The sequence below is a fragment of the Paenibacillus sp. FSL R7-0216 genome (genome assembly GCF_037969915.1).
Taxonomy (GTDB): domain Bacteria; phylum Bacillota; class Bacilli; order Paenibacillales; family Paenibacillaceae; genus Fontibacillus; species Fontibacillus rhizolycopersici.
In genome coordinates, this window is the sequence record NZ_CP150222.1 from 2,574,413 (window position 1) to 2,595,209 (window position 20,797).

General features: G+C 51.1%; 15 protein-coding genes. 11 read left to right on the forward strand and 4 right to left on the reverse strand.

Going from position 1 to position 20,797, the window contains the following annotated elements; all coding sequences use genetic code 11:
* Positions 1-113: 113 nt before the first annotated feature.
* The 7 genes from MKZ15_RS11585 to MKZ15_RS11615 all read left to right on the forward strand — a co-directional run bounded on the left by MKZ15_RS11585 (position 114) and on the right by MKZ15_RS11615 (position 10,919).
* Positions 114-278 carry a hypothetical protein gene (locus tag MKZ15_RS11585; RefSeq protein WP_339822186.1) on the forward strand — a complete coding sequence of 55 codons (165 nt, stop codon included), beginning with the start codon at positions 114-116 and terminating at the stop codon, positions 276-278.
* A 164-nt stretch (positions 279-442) separates the two neighbouring features.
* Entirely contained in the window at positions 443-1,495 is a 1,053-nt protein-coding gene (locus MKZ15_RS11590) for a LacI family DNA-binding transcriptional regulator (RefSeq protein WP_339822189.1), read from the forward strand.
* A gap of 324 nt (positions 1,496-1,819) precedes the next feature.
* Entirely contained in the window at positions 1,820-4,621 is a 2,802-nt protein-coding gene (locus MKZ15_RS11595) for a beta-galactosidase (protein ID WP_339822192.1), read from the forward strand.
* 14 nt (positions 4,622-4,635) lie between these two features.
* Complete coding sequence (locus tag MKZ15_RS11600) at positions 4,636-5,610, forward strand: ABC transporter permease subunit (RefSeq protein ID WP_155606016.1); 975 nt, start codon at positions 4,636-4,638, stop codon at positions 5,608-5,610.
* Between the two features lie 12 nt (positions 5,611-5,622).
* Entirely contained in the window at positions 5,623-6,534 is a 912-nt protein-coding gene (locus tag MKZ15_RS11605) for a carbohydrate ABC transporter permease (RefSeq protein ID WP_193418487.1), read from the forward strand.
* Between the two features lie 39 nt (positions 6,535-6,573).
* Positions 6,574-8,181, forward strand: a complete 1,608-nt coding sequence (locus MKZ15_RS11610; RefSeq protein WP_155606014.1) for a DUF3502 domain-containing protein — start codon at positions 6,574-6,576, stop codon at positions 8,179-8,181.
* Between the two features lie 146 nt (positions 8,182-8,327).
* The gene (locus tag MKZ15_RS11615) at positions 8,328-10,919 is read left to right on the forward strand and encodes a LuxR C-terminal-related transcriptional regulator (protein ID WP_339822196.1); all 2,592 of its coding nucleotides are present in this window, start codon (positions 8,328-8,330) and stop codon (positions 10,917-10,919) included.
* Between the two features lie 68 nt (positions 10,920-10,987).
* On the opposite strand, the gene MKZ15_RS11620 is transcribed toward MKZ15_RS11615, so the two are convergent.
* A complete protein-coding gene (locus tag MKZ15_RS11620; protein ID WP_339822199.1) occupies positions 10,988-11,581 on the reverse strand; it encodes a YjgB family protein in 594 nt (197 codons plus the stop codon).
* A gap of 242 nt (positions 11,582-11,823) precedes the next feature.
* On the opposite strand from MKZ15_RS11620, the gene MKZ15_RS11625 reads away from it, so the two are divergent.
* Both MKZ15_RS11625 and MKZ15_RS11630 read left to right on the forward strand, forming a co-directional pair.
* Positions 11,824-13,122, forward strand: a complete 1,299-nt coding sequence (locus MKZ15_RS11625) for an Nramp family divalent metal transporter (protein ID WP_239483821.1) — start codon at positions 11,824-11,826, stop codon at positions 13,120-13,122.
* Between the two features lie 163 nt (positions 13,123-13,285).
* Complete coding sequence (locus tag MKZ15_RS11630) at positions 13,286-13,747, forward strand: DinB family protein (protein ID WP_339822202.1); 462 nt, start codon at positions 13,286-13,288, stop codon at positions 13,745-13,747.
* Positions 13,748-13,865: 118 nt separating this feature from the next.
* Here MKZ15_RS11630 and MKZ15_RS11635 read toward each other — a convergent pair whose 3' ends face one another.
* From MKZ15_RS11635 to MKZ15_RS11645, 3 genes are all read right to left on the reverse strand, one after another.
* A complete protein-coding gene (locus MKZ15_RS11635; protein WP_193416285.1) occupies positions 13,866-14,270 on the reverse strand; it encodes a collagen-like protein in 405 nt (134 codons plus the stop codon).
* 139 nt (positions 14,271-14,409) lie between these two features.
* Positions 14,410-15,552, reverse strand: coding sequence for a cation:proton antiporter (locus MKZ15_RS11640; protein WP_339822205.1), 1,143 nt, complete (start codon positions 15,550-15,552; stop codon positions 14,410-14,412).
* A 221-nt stretch (positions 15,553-15,773) separates the two neighbouring features.
* Positions 15,774-17,234 (reverse strand): 4-hydroxyphenylacetate 3-hydroxylase N-terminal domain-containing protein, encoded by a 1,461-nt coding sequence (locus MKZ15_RS11645; RefSeq protein ID WP_193416283.1) that lies wholly within the window; start codon positions 17,232-17,234, stop codon positions 15,774-15,776.
* 155 nt (positions 17,235-17,389) lie between these two features.
* Here MKZ15_RS11645 and MKZ15_RS11650 point away from each other — a divergent pair, with 155 nt between their 5' ends.
* Together MKZ15_RS11650 and MKZ15_RS11655 are read left to right on the forward strand one after the other, a co-directional pair.
* The gene (locus MKZ15_RS11650; RefSeq protein WP_339822208.1) at positions 17,390-18,964 is read left to right on the forward strand and encodes a response regulator; all 1,575 of its coding nucleotides are present in this window, start codon (positions 17,390-17,392) and stop codon (positions 18,962-18,964) included.
* A complete protein-coding gene (locus MKZ15_RS11655; protein WP_339822210.1) occupies positions 18,961-20,697 on the forward strand; it encodes a histidine kinase in 1,737 nt (578 codons plus the stop codon). Before MKZ15_RS11650 ends, MKZ15_RS11655 begins: the two co-directional genes overlap by 4 nt.
* Positions 20,698-20,797 lie beyond the last annotated feature (100 nt).

Below are 20,797 nucleotides of genomic sequence, written 5' to 3' on the forward strand. Positions count from 1 at the left end.
CAAAAAGATAGATGTTGTCCTTTTTAAATATAGCAAATATATCATATGTTGAGCCTGTGAATGAAAATGTTCGATGCCGGAGACGCTATTCAGCGTAAAGGGGGACTATAGGTATGCCAAATCAAAATCAAGATCAAGAACGAATCGAAACGGATGGAGACCCACGCACGATTTATGAAGATACAACCCCGCATACACGTTCTGGATTTATGCCGGAGCAACCGGATGTAACCGCATATGATCCCGACAACAAGGAAGCGGAGCAAGATCAAACGTAATCCTGACAGGGAACAGAGCCCTCTCTAGAAGAAGAGGGCCTGTTTTTTGCCATGCTGACTCATTCGTACATTGCATCTGGAATAGAGACGTTTCCGTTCTCAAATGTTGGAAAATTTGATATACTTGGGATGTTCTGTGCTACTAATTTCGGGTAGGTGATTTTATGAAACCGATTACAGTATACGACATCGCCAAGGAAGCCAACGTCTCTGTTGCCACGGTCTCTCGCGTACTTAACAATACGGCTCCCGTCAAAAAGGAGACCCGGGAACGCATTAATGAACTGATCAGCAAATACCAGTTTCAACCCAATGCGCTGGCGCGAAGTTTGTCAAAAAAAGAAACAGGAATGATCGGCATTATTCTCCCGGATATTACAAACCCCTTCTTTCCGGAAGTTTTGTCCGGATTCGATCTGGAAGCGCGTAAGCAAGGGTACACCTATTTCCTTTGCGATACCGTATCAGCCAGTGTAGACAGCGCGGAACAGTATATCCGGGAATCTCAATATTTGAACGCGCTTGCGGAGAAGCAGGTGGACGGAATTGTGATGATGGGGGGAAGGGTCGATTTAGCCAAACCCGATGGGCAGTTGGTCGAAGAGGTTGTCGAGATCGGCAAAAGGCTACCTGTACTTCTCTTAAATGGTAGGCTGTCCAACTCGGGATTAAACCGAGTGGCAGTGGATGAGAAGCATGGCGCAGAGTTGGCGGCGCAGCACCTGATCGAGCTCGGGCACCGCGACATTGCGATCGTTGGCGGCTACCGGAATATGTCCAACACGGTGCAACGAACGTCAGCGTTTATGAAGAGGATGGCGCAGTCGGGCCTTACAGTGCGCAAAGAGTGGGTACTCCATGGAGGGTTCTCCGTTGCCAGCGGTACCGCGTTTATGAACCAGTTGTTGGAGTTGGCTAATCGGCCGACCGCGATCTTTTGCCTGAACGACCTGGTGGCGATCGGCGTATTGAAAGCAGCCGTCAAAGCGGGACTTAGAGTCCCCGAGGATCTGTCGATTATCGGTTATGATGATATCCCATTTGCATCCAACAGCATTCCGGAGCTCACGACCGTTTCGCTTCGAACCCATGATCTGGGGCGGACGGCGGGGGAAGTGCTGCACCAAATGATCACGAAGTCCAAGGTAAACAAAACAACCTGGCTTAAGCCGGAGCTGATCATTCGGGAATCTACCATGCCTCTTAACAAAAGTTAGGAGCTTCGGCCCGATTGTGGCAAAAAAAGGATTGACAACGCAAATCTTGCTAAGCTAGAATAACTGCGAAAGCCCTTACATTTACTCCAAGTACCTGCACTTCTTCTGCACACCCCCCTATGTGACAATTCACTTTACTACATTCACCAACGATTTCTGATGACCAGTACTTCATCTCAAGCATCTGACAGAACGACGTGAAGAGTGATTTAACCCAAAAATGAAACCCGTTTCATTCATTTTGTGTTAACCAAAATGTAACGGGTTTCATGAAATGGGATTCATTAAAAAATCAAATATTACAGACGCTGGGAGTGGTCCGCTATGAATACGCGTGTCGAGTCCGAATCTGTAGTGAGTTTATCCGGCCAAGCGGTCAGCATTCATGGTGAAAGCGTGATTCTGCTTTGCGCCTCGCTTTTTTATTTCCGGGTTCCTTCGGAATTGTGGAAAGAGCGGTTGGATCAGGTCAAGGAAGCTGGCTATAACTGTATCGATGTCTACTTCCCGTGGAATTTCCACGAACCCCAAGAGGGGAAGTGGGACTTCAACGGGATGCGGGATGCGGAGAAATTCCTACAACTGGCAAGCGAAGCGGGGTTATGGGTCGTCGCCCGTCCAGGCCCTTACATTTGTTCGGAGTGGGACGGAGGTGCTTTACCTTCGTATCTTTACGCCAAAGAGCCCTATATGCGTATCAGGAACAACGATCCCGCCTTTTTGCAGCATGTGGCCAGATGGTACGCACAGATCCTGCCGATTCTTAGGCGTCATGAAGTCACGAGCGGAGGGAGTGTCATCCTCGTTCAACTGGAGAATGAGCTGGACTTCTACGGTTGCTCCGATCCCGCAGGATATATGGCGGCCCTCCGCGACATGGCAGTCGCTCATGGATTATCCGTTCCGCTCATCGCTTGTGCGGGTCAAGGCGGCCTGTTGCAGGCGTCTGGATTAACAGATGGCGTTGTACCGACTTGTAATTTTTACCCCGATGACCAGGATCCCCATTTTGAAAAGAAAGTGCTGCATTATCGACATGTACTTCACGGGATGAATTATCCACTGCTTGTCACCGAAACGAACCGAAGTCATTACCTGCTCCGCAGGCTGCTGTCAACCGGAACCAAGCTGCTGGGACCATACCTTCAGGTTTCAGGCACGAACTTTGGCTTCACGAATGCCATTAATAACTGGGGCAAGCCGCTGGCTTTCCTGACGTCGGATTATGACTTCGGGGGTATGATTTCGCCGGAAGGCCATCTTCGCGCAGAAGCCCAGGAGGCGAAGCTTCTTGCCAGATTAATTCGTGCCTATGGCAGAGCGATTGCGGAAGCCGAACCGGATTCCGGTGGTACATGGTCTGTTCAAGGAGAAACGGAGGGGGTGTTTGGTCCATTTGTGCTGCGTCTACAAGGCGGTGGGGAGCTGATTTTTGTTACTAACGGTGAAGACCGTGCCAAGCAAATCAATTTGCTAGGGGACATGGGAGCCCACGCCTCATCAACTGGCGCTTTGACTTTGTCTGCATCAAGATCCCTGGCACTTCCGGTAAATGTTCCGTTGTCCCTTTGGGGAGTGCCGGGACAGCTCATCTTCTCCACGGCGGAACTTTATATGGCGGGACAACAGAATGATGGCACCGTACTGGCGTTTCACACGGAAGGAAATCACGGAAGGATCGCTTTAGCCATCGAAGCGGTACATGCGCCGTTAGCGCAGGGAATGCAAGTTATCAGGCGCGAGGGACATATAGAATTGCTTCTTACTGGCGAAGAAACAGCGTATTGCCGGTTCGAACTGAAGGATGGACGACGGTTCACGGTGATTGTCACAAATCGATTGAAAGCGCTTCATACCGAGACGATCAACCTGGACGGCACGATGACGGCTTCTATGTTTCAACCGAAGTTGAACAACTCCGACCCGTCGCCAGCTCTAGAGTGGCAGTTTGTTTCAGGGGAAGGATGGAAACCGCCATTGCAGGCGGTATCGGCGTTAACGGATGAGGCGAAGCTTGATTTTCTGGAACGGCTGGGCATCTATCGCGGATACGCTTGGTATGAGGCCAACGTTAACCTGATTAACGCGGATGACCAGCTTCGGGGACTTCTTATCCGACAAGCCAGCGATGTTGTCTCGTTGTATGCCGACGGGACTTACCTCGGAACCTTGACTCCTGGAGGAGCCAGCGTGTTTGTTCCTGTTGACGGACGAGATGCCAAGAAGATTCAAGCACGCGTAGAAATTTGGGGGCACAGTAACTTTAATGATCTCCGGCTTCCCGCCCTCTGCCTACCTTCCTTGAAGGGGATAGGAGGCGTTACAGCGATCACGGCCATTCACGACATAACTGCGAACTGGAGCGTGAATCCAAGTGGCGAACGCTTGTCGCCAAGTGCCGCGACTAAGATAGATGAAGCGCTTTGGCCGGTGGTCGGCTTTGGAAGCTGGTTATCCGCGGATCACCCGTCACAACAAGTGTTTCGCAAGAAGTTTGTACCCACAGCTAAACCATCGGCGTGGATCCTGCACTTTCGGAATTTGCAAGGCTACGCGCAGCTTTGGGTAAATGGCGTCGAGGTGGGTTCCATCCATCCGATGGATGCTTTTATCGATCTAAAGCCCTATGTCACCCCAGGCCAAGAGCTACAGCTGGAAGTCCATCTGCTGCGAACGATGGGGCAGCCTGGCGGTGAAGTGGTGATTTATGAAGGTGTCGAGGCTTCGACGTTCACGGTTGCTGCGGCGGAGGAAGCCGAGCTGAAGGCAGAAGCGGACCATAGGATTGCTTCTGCCGCTCCAGGGCATTTGCCGCTGAGTCTTGACTCTGGAAAGACAGGTTGGTTGTTCGCCGCAATCAACAATTCCGCTCAAGGCAAAGGGTGGAGGGTACGTGCGGCAGGCTCTGGTTTAAAGCTTACCGTGTTTATGGATGAGCGGATCGTCGGCCGGCTTTGGTTGCCTGGAGGGACGGGAAGGCCAACGATGACCGGCGGAAGCATGAATTCGTTTTACTTGCCGGGACCTTGGTTTCATGACAACCAGGCGCAGCTGTCCATCTATCTCGAGGCGGCAGATGAACAGGCTCCAGGCAAATTGGAGAGCCTTGAGGTTATTTCCGTATAGAAGGGAGGATGCATATGGAGATCACGACGCCTACAAAGGTGCGCAAACGGCCGCCGCAATTGCACAGGGCCCAGAACGGCCGATTCAGACGGTTTTGGAACAATAAGACCCTGCTGCTCATGTGTCTGCCTGCCATCATCTTCTTTATCATTTTCGCCTATTTACCGATGCCCGGCTTATATTTAGCCTTCATCAAGTACAACTACACGGATGGGATTTTCAAGAGTCCGTTCGTGGGCTTTGATAACTTCCGATTCCTGGTCATGACGGGCGATTTGTGGCGCCTGACTTTTAACACGGTGGTTTATAACCTGGCTTTTATCCTGCTTGGGAACGTATTGCAAATCATCGTCGCCGTATTTCTGAACGAAATTCGCCTCAAATGGTTCAAAAAGCTGACCCAAACCTTGATGTTCTTGCCGCATTTCATCTCAGCGGTCCTGATTGGCTTGATCGCTTACAATGTGCTGAGCTATGACTATGGCCTGCTCAACAGCATCCTGACCTCGCTGGGATTCGATCCGGTGAAGACGTATTCGAACGCCGGGATCTGGCCGTTTATCATCGTGCTGACTTATTTATGGCAATCGACCGGTTATGGATCCATCGTGTATTTCGCGGCGATCATGGGTCTCGATAACGAGATTATCGAAGCCGCAGAAATCGATGGGGCAGGCGCGTTCCAACGAATCCGTTATATCGTGCTCCCCTGGCTGAAGCCAACCTTTATCATCCTTCTTCTGTTCTCGCTTGGCGGTATTCTGCGCGGGAATTTCGGGTTGTTCTTCAACCTGGTTGGAGCAAACAATACGGCCCTGTACGCGACGACGGATATCATTGAAACCTACGTGTTCCGCGCCCTCATGACGAATTTCAATTTCTCGATCGGCAGCGCCGTCAGCCTGTATCAATCCGTCTTCGGATTTATCGTGGTCATGACCGCCAACTGGCTAGTCAAGAAGGTTTCGCCTGACAACTCACTATTCTAGGAGGTGCAAGGTATGGATGACGCTTATGAAGCCCGGAGCATCCGCACAGATCTAGGCGGCATCATCGTCAAAATCGTAGGCTACTTGTTTATCGGCTTCTTCTCCCTATGCTGCTTATTGCCCTTTCTGCTTGTCCTTGGCACATCCTTTACGTCGGAGTCCGCGATCAAACGATTTGGATTCAATTTCTGGCCCCGAGAGTTCAGCGCCTTCTCCTATAAAATCGTCTTCGAAAATCCGGACCTCATCGTCGGCTCCTATCTCGTGACGATCGGCATCACGGTTTGCGGTACCGCGCTGGGGCTGTTCCTGGTGGCGATGACTGGTTACGCGCTGCAGCGGCCCGATTTTGCCTATCGAAACCGCATTTCCTTCTTTATCTACTTTACGACGTTGTTCACCGGCGGTCTGGTTCCGTTCTATCTACTCGTGACGCAGTATTTGAGCCTGAAGGACAATTACTTGGCCGTCTTACTGCCCGGCTTGCTAAGTCCTTTCCTCATTATTATGATGAAAAGCTTCGTCCGCTCCATTCCTCACGCCATCACCGAATCCGCCAAAATCGACGGGGCCGGGGATTTCACGATTTTCATCCGTCTCATCCTGCCTATGACAACTCCCGCACTCGCTACGATAGGTTTATTTATCGCACTAGGGTATTGGAACGAATGGTATAACTCGATGTTGTTCTTATCGCCGGACATGAAGTACCGTCCGCTGCAGCTGTTCTTGTATAACGTCATCACCAGCGCGGACTTTATCCGTAATTCAGCGGCGGCTTCGAACGTGGAGTTGCGGGATGTTCCGCTCGAATCCATGAAGATGGCGACGGCCATCGTTGCGACGGGCCCGGTGATTTTATTCTATCCGTTTGTACAGCGCTACTTCATCAAGGGGATCACCGTCGGCGCTGTAAAAGGCTGAGGCTTCACAATTTGATATAGAAGAGGGAGGTTGGTACAAATGATTCGATGGAAGCAAACTTCAATTTGGGTGATGGTAAGCTTGTTGGTGCTGCTGCTCGCGTCCTGCGGCGGCGGTTCAAACGGCAACAACGGGGCTAGCGGAGATACGGCGAATAATGGAGGAAACAAGTCGAATGCCAGTCAGGAGACGGACAGTGGGGTGGATACGTCCAAATTCGTGAAGATTAGCTATCTCGTGTTGGGTGACAAACCGAAGAATGGCCAATTCGAGAAAGTCCTTACGGAAGTCAACAAAATCATGAAAGAAAAAATCAACGCCGAGCTGGAGTGGAAATGGATCGAATGGGCGGATTGGCAGACCAAATACAATCTGGCGTTAGCCTCCGGCGAACCGATTGATCTGATTACGATCGGAACAGATTGGCTGGACACCTGGGGGAATGCGCAGCGCGGCGCTTTCATGAATCTGGATGAGCTTCTCCCGAAATACGCACCGGAAACGTGGAACTCTATTCCGAAGGAGGACTGGGACGAGAGCAAATATAACGGCAAAATCGTCTTGATCCCGGAGAACGATTATACGCAGTGGGTCAACCATGGCTTCTTCTACCGCGGCGATTGGGCGAAGGAAGCCGGGATGACCGAACCGATTAAGGATTGGGAGGGAATTGAGAAATACCTGCGGTACATTAAGGACAATAAACCGGACGTGATTCCGTGGGACGCGGCGTCCGGAGCCCAAACCTGGGGCGGATTCGTGCAATCGTATACGGATGAGCTGGAGCTTCCGATCTCTACCGGCTTCATGCCCGTATTTACGGCGAAATCGTTCGAAGAGAAATTTACCGCGACCAGCCCGGTGTTCGAGGACGTTTTCCTGAAATATGCCACCATGATGAAAAGCTGGGCGGATCAAGGCTTCTGGCGCGAAGACGCCCTGAACAACAAGAACAACAACCGCGATGCGTTGAAAGCGGGCTTGTCGGGACTCGACCAGCACCATACGCAGACGTTCTCGGGACTTCGCGTAGAGATGGATAAAGCGCAACCCGGGTCGGAGCTGCAGATGTTTCCGTTCTCCCGGACGCGAGGCACGAACCTAATGGAGCTGTCGATCACGCATGGCGGCACGTCCCTCGGGGCTCACAGCAAAAACCCGGAACGTGCGCTAATGGCTTATGATCTGATCCGTAACAATGAAGAAATCTATCATTTGATTAACTATGGGCTTGAAGGCGTGCAATATGTGATCAAGGACGGAAAACGTGCACGTCCGGAAGGTTACGACGACGCGAGAGACAATTTCTATGCGGATTTCTGGGGCGGTCGGGTCGACAAATTTGAAATTCCTAGTGAAACGACATGGGATCAGATCGAAGAAACGTTGTATGCCGAATACGACAAAATCAAGAAGCCTTACGTGTATGGACAATTTGTCTTCGATAAAACGCCGGTGGAAGCTGAATTGACAGCCGTTTCGCAGGTCACCGGGGAGCTAGGTCCGGCCATCGTGATGGGGAAAGCCGGAGATCCGGCGCAAGCGGTAGAGGAGTTCCGAAGCAAGTTAAAACAGGCCGGTTACGACAAGGTGTTAGCTGAACTGCAAAAACAGCTGGATGCCTATAAAGCTCAACTAGGCGAATAAGGTCTTGTTAGAAAAAAGAGTGCGGACTCGCGAATTCGCGAGTCCGTTATTTTGGGGAGACGGACTTTATCGAAGGCCCTGACTACTCAGTTTTTGCTCCCCGTCCGATCTTCCGGCATGGTATGATCTTTATCGGAGGGACTGCCATGCACGAAATGAACGAGAATCATATATTGCTCTTATCCAAAATCAATAAGCCTGGAAAAATCCAGGCGCCAGTGCCGCGTCCCCGGCTAATCGACCGGCTAAACGAAGGACTGGGCGGTAGGGCGACCTTGATCTCGGCTCCGGCCGGATATGGGAAAACGACTTTGCTCGGCGAATGGGCCAATCAATTGCATCGTCCGGTAGCTTGGCTGTCGCTGGATGATAAAGATAATGATTTGATCCGCTTTTGGCACTATGTTACGGCTGCGATCGAGGGGGCGGTGGGCCGGTTATCCGACGCGTTTCATGCGTCGTTTGCTATGCTGAGTCCCGGCCAATATGAACCGATGGTCATCGCGTTACTTAATGAGCTTAACGACTTGGCTCAGCCGCATGCCTTGATCCTGGACGATTGGCACGTGATTCAAGACCCGGACATTCTGACTTCCGTCGCATTCATGCTGGAATATCTGCCTCAAACGATACATCTCACTTTCGCTGCCCGGCATGATAACGACTTTATCAAGGCCCGGTGGATCAGCCGAGGTTGGGTATCGCAGATTCATGACGTGCACATGCGGTTTGATAGGCCGGAAACGGTCGCGTTTTTTCGACTGGCTGCGCACAGGGAGTTGAATCACGATCAGATCGAACATGTTCTTCTGCAAACCGAAGGCTGGGTAACGGGGATCAAGTTAATTGCCTTGTCCTGGCGTCATGACGAAGGGCTCCGGGCACTGAAATTGCCGTCTTTTGAACGCAGCGGGGTGGAGGATTATTTATTCCAAGAAGTGTTCGACGCACTGGACGAGCCCATCCAACAATTTCTGCTCGATGTTTCCGTGCTGCAGCGATTGCACGGCTCTCTATGCCAAGCGGTTGCTGGAGAAGACGGGGCGGAAAGGCTCGATGAGGTTGTCCGGCTGAACCTGTTTTTGCTTCCGCTGGACGACGCTCGGCAGTGGTATCAATTCCATCGTTTGTTTGGTGATTTCTTGCGCAAGGAGGAGGAGCGTCGGCGACCCGGGAATGCCGCTATTCTTCTGCGCATGGCGGCGGAATGGTGCGAATCACGAGAACTGCTGGAAGAAGCGGTGGATTATTACTTAGCCGGAGCTTGCTACAAAGAAGCCATTCGACTTCTCGAGCAAATGAGGAGCGTCCTCATTCGCCGAGAGTTTTCAACGATGAAGTCCTGGTTGTCAGCCATTCCCGAAGATCTGTTGTTGCTCCATCCGTATCTTTATTTCTCCTACACGCATTCCCTGTTATGGTCGCAGGACGTCGACCTTGCGGAAACGTATCTGCGCCGAGCGGAGCAGCATGACGAAGAGATCGGGGGCAACTGGGAACCAGCGGAGAGAAATCGCTATTTGGGTTATCTGTATTACGTCAGGAATTTTAAGGCTACCCAATACGAAATGGATATGGTGAAGGGGCTGAAATATATTCAGCTTTCCTTGCAGTATAGTCCGGAGGGAACGGATCTGATTTTTGCCTCCCCCTTGATGCCGCTGTTGCCTTCCGTATTCCGTTCATATAACGGGAAGCGAGGGCTTCATTTGCCTCGCGGGTTAGCCGACGGTTTCTTCTTGAGCATGATCGACTTCATGGGAAGAATGGGTTTGCAGGATTCGGTGGTCGTCTGCTATGGGGAACTGTTGTATGAACGCAATGAGTTGGAACAGGCGGAAATTTATTTGAAAAGGGGTTTGCAGGGACAAAGCCAAGCGCATTATCAACCAGAAAAAGTATACGTCCCCGCTTCGTTATTCCTGTCTCGAATCCATCAAGCGAGACGAGATACGGAACAGGCCGAGGGCTGGATCAATGATGCGATCCGGCGAGCCGTTGAGGGGGGGGCCAACGAAGCTCTCGTTTTACTGGATACGGAGCGGGCAGCGATGCGCCTGCGTCAGGGAGACTTAAGCCAGGCGCTGGAATGGCAGGAGCGCTACGGCCTTTCGGCAGATGATCCGGTGTCTGTCCATCAGTTGTTCCCTTATACGTTCCTGGTTCGGCTGTTGAGCGAAACGGGGCGGTTAGACGAAGCGTGGCGTTTATCCGAAAGGTTGCTGTCGATCGCCGTGAGAGGCCACCGGCCGATGGATGCGCTGGATCTCGAAACGCTGCAGGCGATCATTTTACAATTGGCGGGAAAACCGCAGGAAGCACTGCTCAAATTGGAAACGGCGCTTAAGCTGGCGAAGCCGGACGATTACATCCGGGTGTTCACAGACAAGGGCCAACGTTTATCCGATTTGCTTGCCGAATACATTGAGCAGCGACAAAAGGGGAACCTGCGCGATGACAACGCCCCGCCGCTTGAGTATGTACGCAGAGTATGGTCAAGCTTTGATCGACCGGCGAAGGGGGCTGCTGCATCCTCGAAAGGCTTAGAGACGTTACTCACGCCGCGAGAACTTACGATCTTTCGCTGCATGGAGGAAGGGATGGATAATCCTTCGATTGTAGAAGCATTAGGCATCGGTATGGGGACGCTTAAAGCTCACATTAACCGGATTTACGGCAAGCTGCAGGTGAAAAATCGCGTGGAAGCGATCAAACGGGGGAAAGAAATCGAAGGCTGAATCGGCGTGGTCTCTAAGAGTCGCACGTCCGGCTCAGCCTTTTTTTTCTAAGATGAAGATCAGATGGCTTATTTCTTTAGGAGATTGATGTGATCCAGGTCCGTGCTGCTATTAAATATGAATTCGAGTTTGTAATCGCCGCGGATATAGGTCAGTTTGGTCTGCTTGGCGTTGCCGTTCTTGATCGTGCTGCTTGCGTCCGATGCAAACCAGTTTTGCTTCAGCATTTTCATGGTAATGCCGCCGATATTGGTTTGGCGTTCCACGTTGGTGCCGAAGTAGCGCATTTCCTGAATCTTATCTTTTGCATAGGAAAAAGCGTAACCCGGATTGCCCATGTTTGCGCTGTACAAGTCAAATGCCAAGCTTCCTTTGCCGGTGATAGAAGGCTCGCCGATCAGCTTGATCACGTCTTTCTTGCTGCTTTTGCCAACCGTCAAACCGGCGACGGCTCCAGGGAACTGCCCTTTTAATGCCGGTTTATAGAAGCTGTTTAAGGTATCTAAGGCATGCGCGGCGGCTTCCTTCTGGATCTGGGCAGCTGTGGGCTTCGGTGACTGCGCCTTAACGACACTGCTGGATGTAGCCCATGTGCTAATGCCAAGGATTCCGGCTGCGAGGAGTGCAATAACAGCTTTACTACTGATCATTTTAAGGTTCATATTCAAGCTCCTTCTCTACCCTATGAAATGGAATGGGTTATGACGACGATGATCTACATTCCATATGATAGGGGAAACCGCAGGAGAACAAGTGTCGAATTCGTTAAATAGAAATTTCAATTTCGCAAGAAAATGGATTTACATTTTTCAAAATGAAGCATATACTAATGCTATAAAGTTGCACTAAGGAAACATTAATGGATATAGACAACATTGGATGGTTTAAGGGAGGGATAGTCAAGATGGAACAAAGTGTTGCGCATCAAACCACTCCAGTCACATCAAGAGGATTGGATCACAAATCGTCTGCGCATGCCGCACTGGATGGCAGAACGAAAGGATTGAAACGACTGCTGCCGTTTCTTGGACCTGCGTTCATCGCGGCGGTTGCTTATATTGATCCGGGTAATTTCGCGACGAATATTACCGCGGGATCCAAATACGGGTATCTTCTGTTATGGGTGATTTTTGCTTCCAATTTAATGGCGGTGCTCATTCAATCGTTATCGGCCAAACTGGGGATCGCCACTGGCAAGAACCTGCCCGAGGTTGCTCGTGAGCGGTTTCCGAAGGGGGTATCGATCTTCCTGTGGATCCAGAGCGAACTGGTCATTATCGCTACGGATTTGGCCGAATTTATCGGAGCCGCATTAGGATTATATCTGTTGTTTGGCATACCGATGCTGCCGGCTGCGGTTATTACCGCGATTGGTTCCTTCGCGATTCTGGAACTGCAGCGGAGGGGATATCGTGCGCTGGAAGCGGGAATCGCTGCGATGGTGCTAATCGTGGTATTGGCCTTTGCTTTTCAGGTGATTGCGGCGAATCCGGATTTCGGTGCGGTTGGAACAGGCATGATAACTCCGCGATTTGACGGGGTGGATAGCATATTGCTGGCTGCCGGTATTTTAGGGGCCACAGTAATGCCACATGCGATCTACTTGCATTCTTCGTTGACGCAAAACCGCATTGTCGGCCGAAATGAAGCTGAGAAGAAGAGAATATTCAAATTGGAATTTGTCGATATCGTGTTGGCCATGTTGATTGCCGGGGCGGTGAATATGGCGATGGTGATCGTATCCGCAGGACTGCTCTTTAAGAATGGGCTGGTAGTGGAGGATCTAGACGTTGCTTTCCACCAATTTGGAACGATAGCCGGACCCGTCACCGCCGTCTCCTTCGGGCTTGGCTTGCTGATTGCCGGCCTGTCGAGTTCTTCGGTAGGTACGATGGCAGGGGATGTCGTGATGCAAGGTTTCATCAACAAACGAATCAACCTGTACGTTCGGCGGGCCATTACGACCATTCCGCCGCTCGCCATCATTATTTCGGGCGTCAATCCGACAAGTGCGTTGGTCATGAGCCAAGTGATTCTATCGTTTGGCATTGCCTTTGCCTTGATTCCTTTGATCTTGTTCACTTCGAATCGCAAAATCATGGGAAGCCTGGCGAATCACCGGATTACCACGACGTTAGGTTGGATCATCTCCGCCTTGGTGGTCGGCCTGAATCTGTTCTTGATCGTTCAAATGCTGTTTTGATGTCGTGCAGACCCTGAAAAGGGTTATGAAGTGGACCTCCATTTCCGCTGAAGCGGGGATGGGGTCCTTTTTTATTTATTAATATGACATGCTGTTGTCAATATATAGGGCTTATGATGGAATTGTTAACAAGACATTCAGGTGAGGATCGGAGAGATAAAGGATGAACATGAATCAGGAGATTTTCGCATTTAAGCGGTTTTGCGAATGGCTCAACCTGTTGAACAACGTCGATTCAAAATTCTGGCTGAAGCCCGTGGCAAGAGGAAAGTGGTCTTCTGCCGAGATCGTATCCCATCTCATGAACTGGGATCGGTTTATTCAAGACTCGGTTATTCCCGCTGTAAGGCAGGGTCAAATGATTCGCTTCCCCGACGAGGACAGCTATAACCAACTTGCGGCGGATTACGCGAGATCAGGTATTTCACAATCTGAATTGATCAAGGAAACCATTCGGGAGAGGGAGCGGGGCGTTGCCGAACTCCTGGCGCTGCCGGAAGAGATTTACCAACTGAAAACGAACTATTCGTTAGCCTTTCTAATCCCCGAATTTGTAGGGCATGATGAACATCATAAAGGCCAAATCGAGCGGTTTCTCAGAAGCGAAGGGATCCTCCTCGTATAAACAAAAACAAACGTCTCATCAACCGCCGAGAAAGCATGAGCTTCATCATCGTTAAGAAGGTCAATCGCAAAAAAACAAAGAGAACAGCCCTCAGGTTGTTCTCTTTCGTTGTCTGGTTTTAGAAGCACGTGAACGAGCGAATCTGATTCAAATCGATGCCGAAGTACCCCCAGAAGAACCCAAACCATCGGAACCCTGCAATGGAATTCCGCCCGACGAAAACCGGGAAGAACCAGAATTGCTCGCCGTTGTTCAGCCAAACGTAGGTGTTGCGAAACAGGCAACGTCTGATCCCGCCGGGATCGATAGCAAAGGTGCCGACCTGCATTTGCGGTACGAATTGCGGGGGTGGCGACGTTGGCGCTTGAACGCCTCCTGGTGAACCTCCCGGGAATCCTCCCGGCCCTCCGCCTGGAAACCCTCCAGGCCCCCCTCCCGGAAATCCGGGCCCTCCCGGTACGCCGGGCCCGCCTGGAAATCCCGGAAATCCTCCGCCGGGTCCTGGTGATGGAAAAAATCCCATATGTGATCGCTCCTTTTTTCGATGAATAGGCATTATCATCATATGCATTCGCGGAGAGAGCGGTTGGGCGGATGTCTATATACACCTCAAGATTTCGGATTCTCATTATTGGACGCAATTTAGCAGAGGCAAGTTCCTCTTAGAAGCTGGATTTTTCCGGTTGAGCGAAAAAGTACTTCATCATTGGCGGAGTAACGATCGTTGTTACCAACACGACTAGCACGATCACGGCAAACAGGTCGTCTTGGAGTAGACCGGCATCCTGACCGATGGCGGCGATGATTAAAGCAACCTCTCCACGCGAAACCATAGCCGATCCGATCCCTAATGCGCTGCGCCAGCCGAATCCGGCCAATCGAGCTCCATAAGCTGAACCTACGAGCTTGGTGGCGATGGCCAGCAAGCTTAAACCAATGATTAAAGGAATCTGGGAGGCCAGCCCGGTGAAATCGACCTTCACGCCGATTGTGGTAAAGAATACGGGGACGAAGACCGCATAACCAATCGTTTCGATCTTCTCGGTCACTTCATGCTTGTAATCCGTCAGACTGAGAGCGACACCCGCGATATAAGCACCGATAATAGCTGCTACGCCGGCATATTCAGCCATGTAAGCATACAGGAAGCAGATGATTAATCCCGCGGAGATCACCGATTCGGATACCTGCAGCGGAGCAAACTTACGCATGACCCACGGAACGACTTTCCAACTCAAAACGATGACGACCGCAAAAAATATGAACTTCTTCAAGATGACCAACCCCAGGTTGACGTCCCCGCCCGCAAAACTCATGACGAAGGCCAACAGGATGATGACGAGGACGTCATCAATGACGGCCGCCCCGAGAATCGTGGTGCCTTCTCTGGATTTCAGCCGCCCCATTTCCTTTAATGCTTGTACAGAAATGCTAACGCTTGTTGCCGAGAGCAGCAGCCCGAGAAAAATTGCTTCAAAAAGGGGCATGCCCAACAGTATGGCCGCCAAATAACCAAATCCGAAGGGGAGAGCGATCCCTGCGAGTCCTACGTAAGTCGAGGCTTTCCCAGTCCGTTTAAACTCGTCGACATCCGTTTCAAGACCTGCGAGGAACATTAATAAAATCACGCCGATTTGGCTGATCTCTTCCAGTACTTCGGTTTCGTTAATCCAGCCCAGAAGGGCAGGCCCCAGGACAATCCCGATCAACAATTTACCTAAAACCGCCGGTTGTTTCAGCCGTACACTTAATTCTCCCGCTAGTTTGGAAGCAATCAAAATAATGGCCAGTTCTAAAATCAACATCTTATCATCCTCCGTTTGCTGTTAATTTGCGGAATTTGCAAAAAATAAATACAAAAAGAGCCTGCAACCACGGGCGGAATATACCGATAAACGGCATAGTCCACCCTTGGTGACAGGCTCCTCCGGGCAAAACATATCAAATTTAAATTAACAGAATCGATTATACCAAATCTAGCTGATAGGCGCCAGATGATTTTTGATCTCTTTTAAAGGACGGTGTATTACGACTGCTCGTCGCGGCCAATCAGATGGTAAACTCTCGATTTGTACTCATCCAGACCTTCGCAGCAACCGTACATCCGATTTGCGATTGTCTTCCCATTGCCGAAGAAGAAACGCTCGAACTGGTTTTGCCTTCCTCCGAATGCACCGCCGCCCAGTTCCCAAGCTAGTCTAAAGAGGATGATGCGATCCTTGGCGGGGCTGGATAATCCCTGTAAATAGACCTCGAGAGAGGTTTGGTTCTCCGAGTTGAAATCCGCTTCGAAGGGATTCATGATCAGCTGGCTCGCGCTAATCGAGCGGACCATGCGCAGCATTTCCTCATGCAAGTCGGGAAACTGAATTCCCGCCGCAGTCAGCGGAGCAAGCGCAGGTACATAGCAACCGGATTCCGTCATCGTCCCGCCGGTTTCGGCGGCGAGTCGCAACGCTTTCAGGTTTTCCAGCATCGCCATAACTTTGACGATTTGACTCACGAACGAGTTCTCGGTATCCGTATTTTGCTCCTCGGCCAACGCTTGCAGGAGTCCCAACAGAAATTCGGTCTTGGCGATGTACCGAGTGATAATGTGATGGCCCGCGTAAGCGTGGAAGTGCCCTTCTTGAAAGAGCTGATCGTATAGGCGTTCTTCTCCAACAAAGAATACCCGGTCATGGGGGACAAGGACCCGATCGAAGATGACCATCGTGTCCATCTCCTCATATCGACTCGAGAGCGGATGATCATAACTCGAATCATGCGCATGGCTCTCTCGGCAAATAAAGGTGATTCCCTCCAGATCATTAGGTACGGCAAAAGCGAATGCACTAGGGTTCACTTGTCCGTCTCCCATCATAAAAGATGGCGTAGGGAGGACAAGGATTTCTTCGCAAGTGGGTCCCTGGGTCGCCATGAGGAAAGCGCCGCTCACGACCCGTCCTTCCGGACGGGTCTCGATCACTTTGGCGGCAAGAGACTCTTCCGCATCCGCGGGTCCCGACCATTTGCTGGCCATAGGCTGCACAAAAGCGTGAGACAACGTAATATCGTGGTCCCGGCAATATTCGTAATAGTTACGCAGATTTTGGGCGTACTCTGTCGATGCTTTCTCCAATACAGTGGCGGCGGTATAAAAGGACATCAAAGCGGTGTTCATATAGTCGGGAGAGCGGCCGAGAAAGCCGTGATGGTAGTTAGCCCAGATTTCGGACATCTTCCTTCTGCGGATCAGGTCCTCAGCATTAGCCGGGGGGAGAAATGAAAGCCCGACGCGTTCGCCGGTTGCCGGAGACGCATATGACATGTCTTCACTCCGGCTTGCTTCACACTGCATCTCATACATCGCGGCCTGCGTCCGGATGAGCCCGCGAAAGGCGGGGTGCTCGGATAACGGCCCATTCACGCGTTCGCCGTTATACCATAGCTGAAGGCGCTGTCGATTGATCCGTTCGATATATTGCATTCCGTTTTTTATTGGCATGGATCCCCTAATCCCCCTTACTTTACTCTTTTATATATAGTGCATAGACGAATGGGGTGTGTATCGGCGAACTTCACGATTTTGCTTTCCGGAACGCCCATTTTTGAGGATAATCTAGATAAAACCCGTTATTTTCAAAAAAAGGGGGAGTTCGTATGGATTTGCATAAGGTCGTCGTGATTGACGACGAGGTGCTGGCGATCGAGCATCTACGCCATTTGATCGACTGGCCATCGGTCGGTTTTGTCATAGCCGGCGAGACGACAAGGCCTACGCGCGCGCTTGCGCTCATTCAGGAGGTGAAGCCGGACTTGATCATATCGGACATCAAAATGCCGATGTTAGACGGAATTGAGCTTTGCAAGCAGGTCGTTGCCGCCGGGCTGCATTGCCGAATTCTGCTACTGACTTCTTATAAGGAGTTTGATTATGTGAAGGAAGCTTTAAAGTTCGGGGCATCCGGGTATCTTGTCAAACACGAGCTGGAGCCAGAGATCCTGCTTCGTGAGCTGGAAGCGATCAAACCGCAAATCGAGGAAGAACGGGAACGGCTGAAAACACAGCTGCGGCAATTGTTGATCGGACTGATCGATGGTAATTCGCTCGGCGAGATGTCGCTTGGTCCTTTGTTGGAGTCGCTGCGACTAGTAGGCAGTAGCTTGACGTACGTGATGATCGCTGCAGGCAATGTGGTACCTCTCAAAGAACTGGGACAAGCATCGGTCTTCTTACCGGGCCTACCGCCGATTGATGCCCACCTGTTGTCTGAGAAAGTGATAGAGGTGTTCAATCTCTACAGCAAAGAGGGACAAGTAGGGATGGTGTTGGCCTTTCAACCCTCCAATAGCCGTTTGAAGTTAGCCGAGGCGCAATTCGAGGCGGTTTCGGAACTGCGGCGGCTATACCAAGAGGCTAATCCCGCGGAACCAATCTATGCCGCGTACTCCTCACCTTTTTCGGAATGGCGGTCCCTGGCTGAGGTTCATGCCGCAACGATGGAACGATTGAAGCAACGTTGGTTTAGTGGAAGCCAGCCGGTCATTTCCCCCGAATCGAGGGGGGGCAGCGGCAATGAGGCGGCACGAACCAACTATGAATGGCGGGAGCGGTTGGAGCGAGCCCGGAAAAATGAAGACCCCGAACAATTGTTGCAATTGATCACTGAGACATTCGACATCGCCAACCAGACGAAAGACGCTTTTATGTTGGAGCAGCTATGTGACGAGCTCGCCGGGTTGCTGAAAAACGAACGTCGAGCCAAGAAGATGGAAGCGCTTACTAGTCGGGCCGAAAATGACGAATTCGATATGCTGGAGTGGAGGGGGGCGGACGGGGTTAAGGAAGGTTTTCTGCGCCTATACCGGAACACCTTTCTCGAGAATTCAGCTTCCCGGTATACCGGGAAAGTACGCGAGGCAATCGAGTTTATCTCGCAAGCGTACAACACGGAAATCAGCACCGATTCCATCGCCAATCGGTTGGGAATCAGCGGAGATCATTTACGCCACCTGTTCAAGGAGGAGACCGGGCAGACGTTGCTTGAGTACATTACCGTTTATCGGATGGAGAAGGCGAAACGCTTGTTGAGAACTGGCCGGTACAAGCTATACGAGGTCGCGGATCGGGTCGGGTATCGCAGCAGTCACTATTTCAGCAAAATTTTCCACAAAACGACAGGCCTCCTGCCTCTGGAATACGCCAAGCGAAAGGAAAGGGAGGGGGACGAATGAAGCTGAAGCTGAGCTTCCGCAATAAAGTCATTACGGGCACAGTGCTGATCGTCTCGGTCTCTTTGATCGCGTGCAGCTACATTACTTTTAACTATGTGACCCAAATCGTCCGTGATCAGGCGGTCCGTGACAATATGACGAAGTTAGCGCAAATGTCTTCTTCGATCAAGCGGATGCAGGAAAGGCTGGAGAATACGGCAGAAACGATCATCGCTGCCGAAGAAATCAACAAACCGATCCTCTTGCGGGAAAGCGACAGCCTGCAGGAACGTTATTTCAAGAAAGTAGCGGTCCAAAAACAGCTGCAGCGTTTTGTCGCCCTGGATTCTAATTTGTTGAACATGATGATCATTCGGCCGGACCAGGAGGTGTTCTCCAACTATAGCGGATACGAAAGCTACTATGCTGATTATTTGCAGGGTGCTTGGCTAACGCCTTTCCTGTCGGGCCAGATCAGTCCGGGTCATTTCTCCGCTCCCCATGAGTTTCGTTATATCAACGGCAATCAGAAGGTGATCAGTTACGTAACGGCCTACAAAAACTGGGAGGATCTAAGCGCCGACGCAGCCCCTTATATCCTGGTGCTCGACTTGAAGCTGACTGAGGTGGAGAAGATTTTCGAGGATAGTGAGAAAGACTTTGCACGGCTCGCCTTGTCGATGGAAGACGGGATCGTCGTTTACGACAGCGCCGGCGTAAATCGGGAGAAGCCGAATGCAGCAACACAACAGCAACAGCGTGTGATTCCATTGAAATATCAGGCCGATGACGGGAAATGGGTTCTGGAAGCCTTCTTATCCGAAAGCAAACTAATGGAAAGTGTACGCCCGATCCTGTATTTCTATCTGCTTATCGTATTCGGCAGCCTGCTGTTTGCCATGGCGGTCATTCCGCCCGTAAGCGCCAAGTTTACCCGTCCGATCTCCCAACTGGCGCGTGCCATGCGCCGGGTGTCGGCCGGCGAGTTGAATACCCGCGTTTCCTTCCGTACCGGAGACGAGATGGAAGAGCTCGCAGCCGGCTTCAATCAAATGGTGAATGACCTGGATTTGTGGATGAAATCTTCCCTGCGCGAGCAAGAGATGAAACGCAAAATGCAAATCAATCTGCTATTGTCCGAAATAAACCCGCATTTTATATACAATACGCTGAATACAGTCATTTATTTGTCCCACGCTGGAAGAAACCAGGATACGATCACGATGACCAAGGCGTTCATTGACATCTTGCAGGATACGATCAAAACCGGGGAGGGCGCTTATTTCTGCACTTTGCAGGAGGAAATCGATATGATCCGGAAATACGTCGTCATTCAGCAATACCGCTATCCGGGCAGATTCCGGCTCGAATGGGATATCCCGAGCGAACTTCATTCCTGCCAGGTGCTGCGCATGATGCTCCAACCCTTAGTGGAAAACGCGTTATTTCACGGAATCGAAGATAACGGCATAATCCGGATTAGTGCAGCGGTTCGGGAGGGGGGGCTGCATATTTGTGTTAAAGACAACGGGATCGGGATGGAACCGGAACGTTTGCGGGAGCTCAGCTTGCCAAGGAAGGAGATGCCGGTCAAGAAGGGCATCGGCTTAGCCAATGTGATGGAGCGGATCACCTATCATTACGGAGAAGCCTATGGGATCGAGGTGGACAGCGAGCCGGGACGCGGTACCGTCGTTTCTCTGAGGCTGCCTTACCTAAGGGAGGAGGTCTCCGCCATTGACCCCCTTTTTTGATAAATCCCCGGATCATGAGCGAAATCGCCGAATCGTGAACTTTTGTTGAGGTGGAGCAAGCGTTATTTTAGATCTGTAAGCGATTTCAATCTTAGGGAGG

Bases quoted from the DNA above. Each gene is read 5' to 3' on its own strand.
- MKZ15_RS11585 (WP_339822186.1), top strand. From the start codon at position 114: ATGCCAAATCAAAATCAAGATCAAGAACGAATCGAAACGGATGGAGAC.
- MKZ15_RS11590 (WP_339822189.1), top strand. From the start codon at position 443: ATGAAACCGATTACAGTATACGACATCGCCAAGGAAGCCAACGTCTCT.
- MKZ15_RS11600 (WP_155606016.1), top strand. From the start codon at position 4,636: ATGGAGATCACGACGCCTACAAAGGTGCGCAAACGGCCGCCGCAATTG.
- MKZ15_RS11620 (WP_339822199.1), bottom strand. From the start codon at position 11,581: ATGAACCTTAAAATGATCAGTAGTAAAGCTGTTATTGCACTCCTCGCA.
- MKZ15_RS11650 (WP_339822208.1), top strand. From the start codon at position 17,390: ATGGATTTGCATAAGGTCGTCGTGATTGACGACGAGGTGCTGGCGATC.
- MKZ15_RS11625 (WP_239483821.1), top strand. From the start codon at position 11,824: ATGGAACAAAGTGTTGCGCATCAAACCACTCCAGTCACATCAAGAGGA.
- MKZ15_RS11610 (WP_155606014.1), top strand. From the start codon at position 6,574: ATGATTCGATGGAAGCAAACTTCAATTTGGGTGATGGTAAGCTTGTTG.
- MKZ15_RS11630 (WP_339822202.1), top strand. From the start codon at position 13,286: ATGAACATGAATCAGGAGATTTTCGCATTTAAGCGGTTTTGCGAATGG.
- MKZ15_RS11645 (WP_193416283.1), bottom strand. From the start codon at position 17,234: ATGCCAATAAAAAACGGAATGCAATATATCGAACGGATCAATCGACAG.
- MKZ15_RS11640 (WP_339822205.1), bottom strand. From the start codon at position 15,552: ATGTTGATTTTAGAACTGGCCATTATTTTGATTGCTTCCAAACTAGCG.
- MKZ15_RS11605 (WP_193418487.1), top strand. From the start codon at position 5,623: ATGGATGACGCTTATGAAGCCCGGAGCATCCGCACAGATCTAGGCGGC.
- MKZ15_RS11615 (WP_339822196.1), top strand. From the start codon at position 8,328: ATGCACGAAATGAACGAGAATCATATATTGCTCTTATCCAAAATCAAT.
- MKZ15_RS11595 (WP_339822192.1), top strand. From the start codon at position 1,820: ATGAATACGCGTGTCGAGTCCGAATCTGTAGTGAGTTTATCCGGCCAA.
- MKZ15_RS11655 (WP_339822210.1), top strand. From the start codon at position 18,961: ATGAAGCTGAAGCTGAGCTTCCGCAATAAAGTCATTACGGGCACAGTG.
- MKZ15_RS11635 (WP_193416285.1), bottom strand. From the start codon at position 14,270: ATGGGATTTTTTCCATCACCAGGACCCGGCGGAGGATTTCCGGGATTT.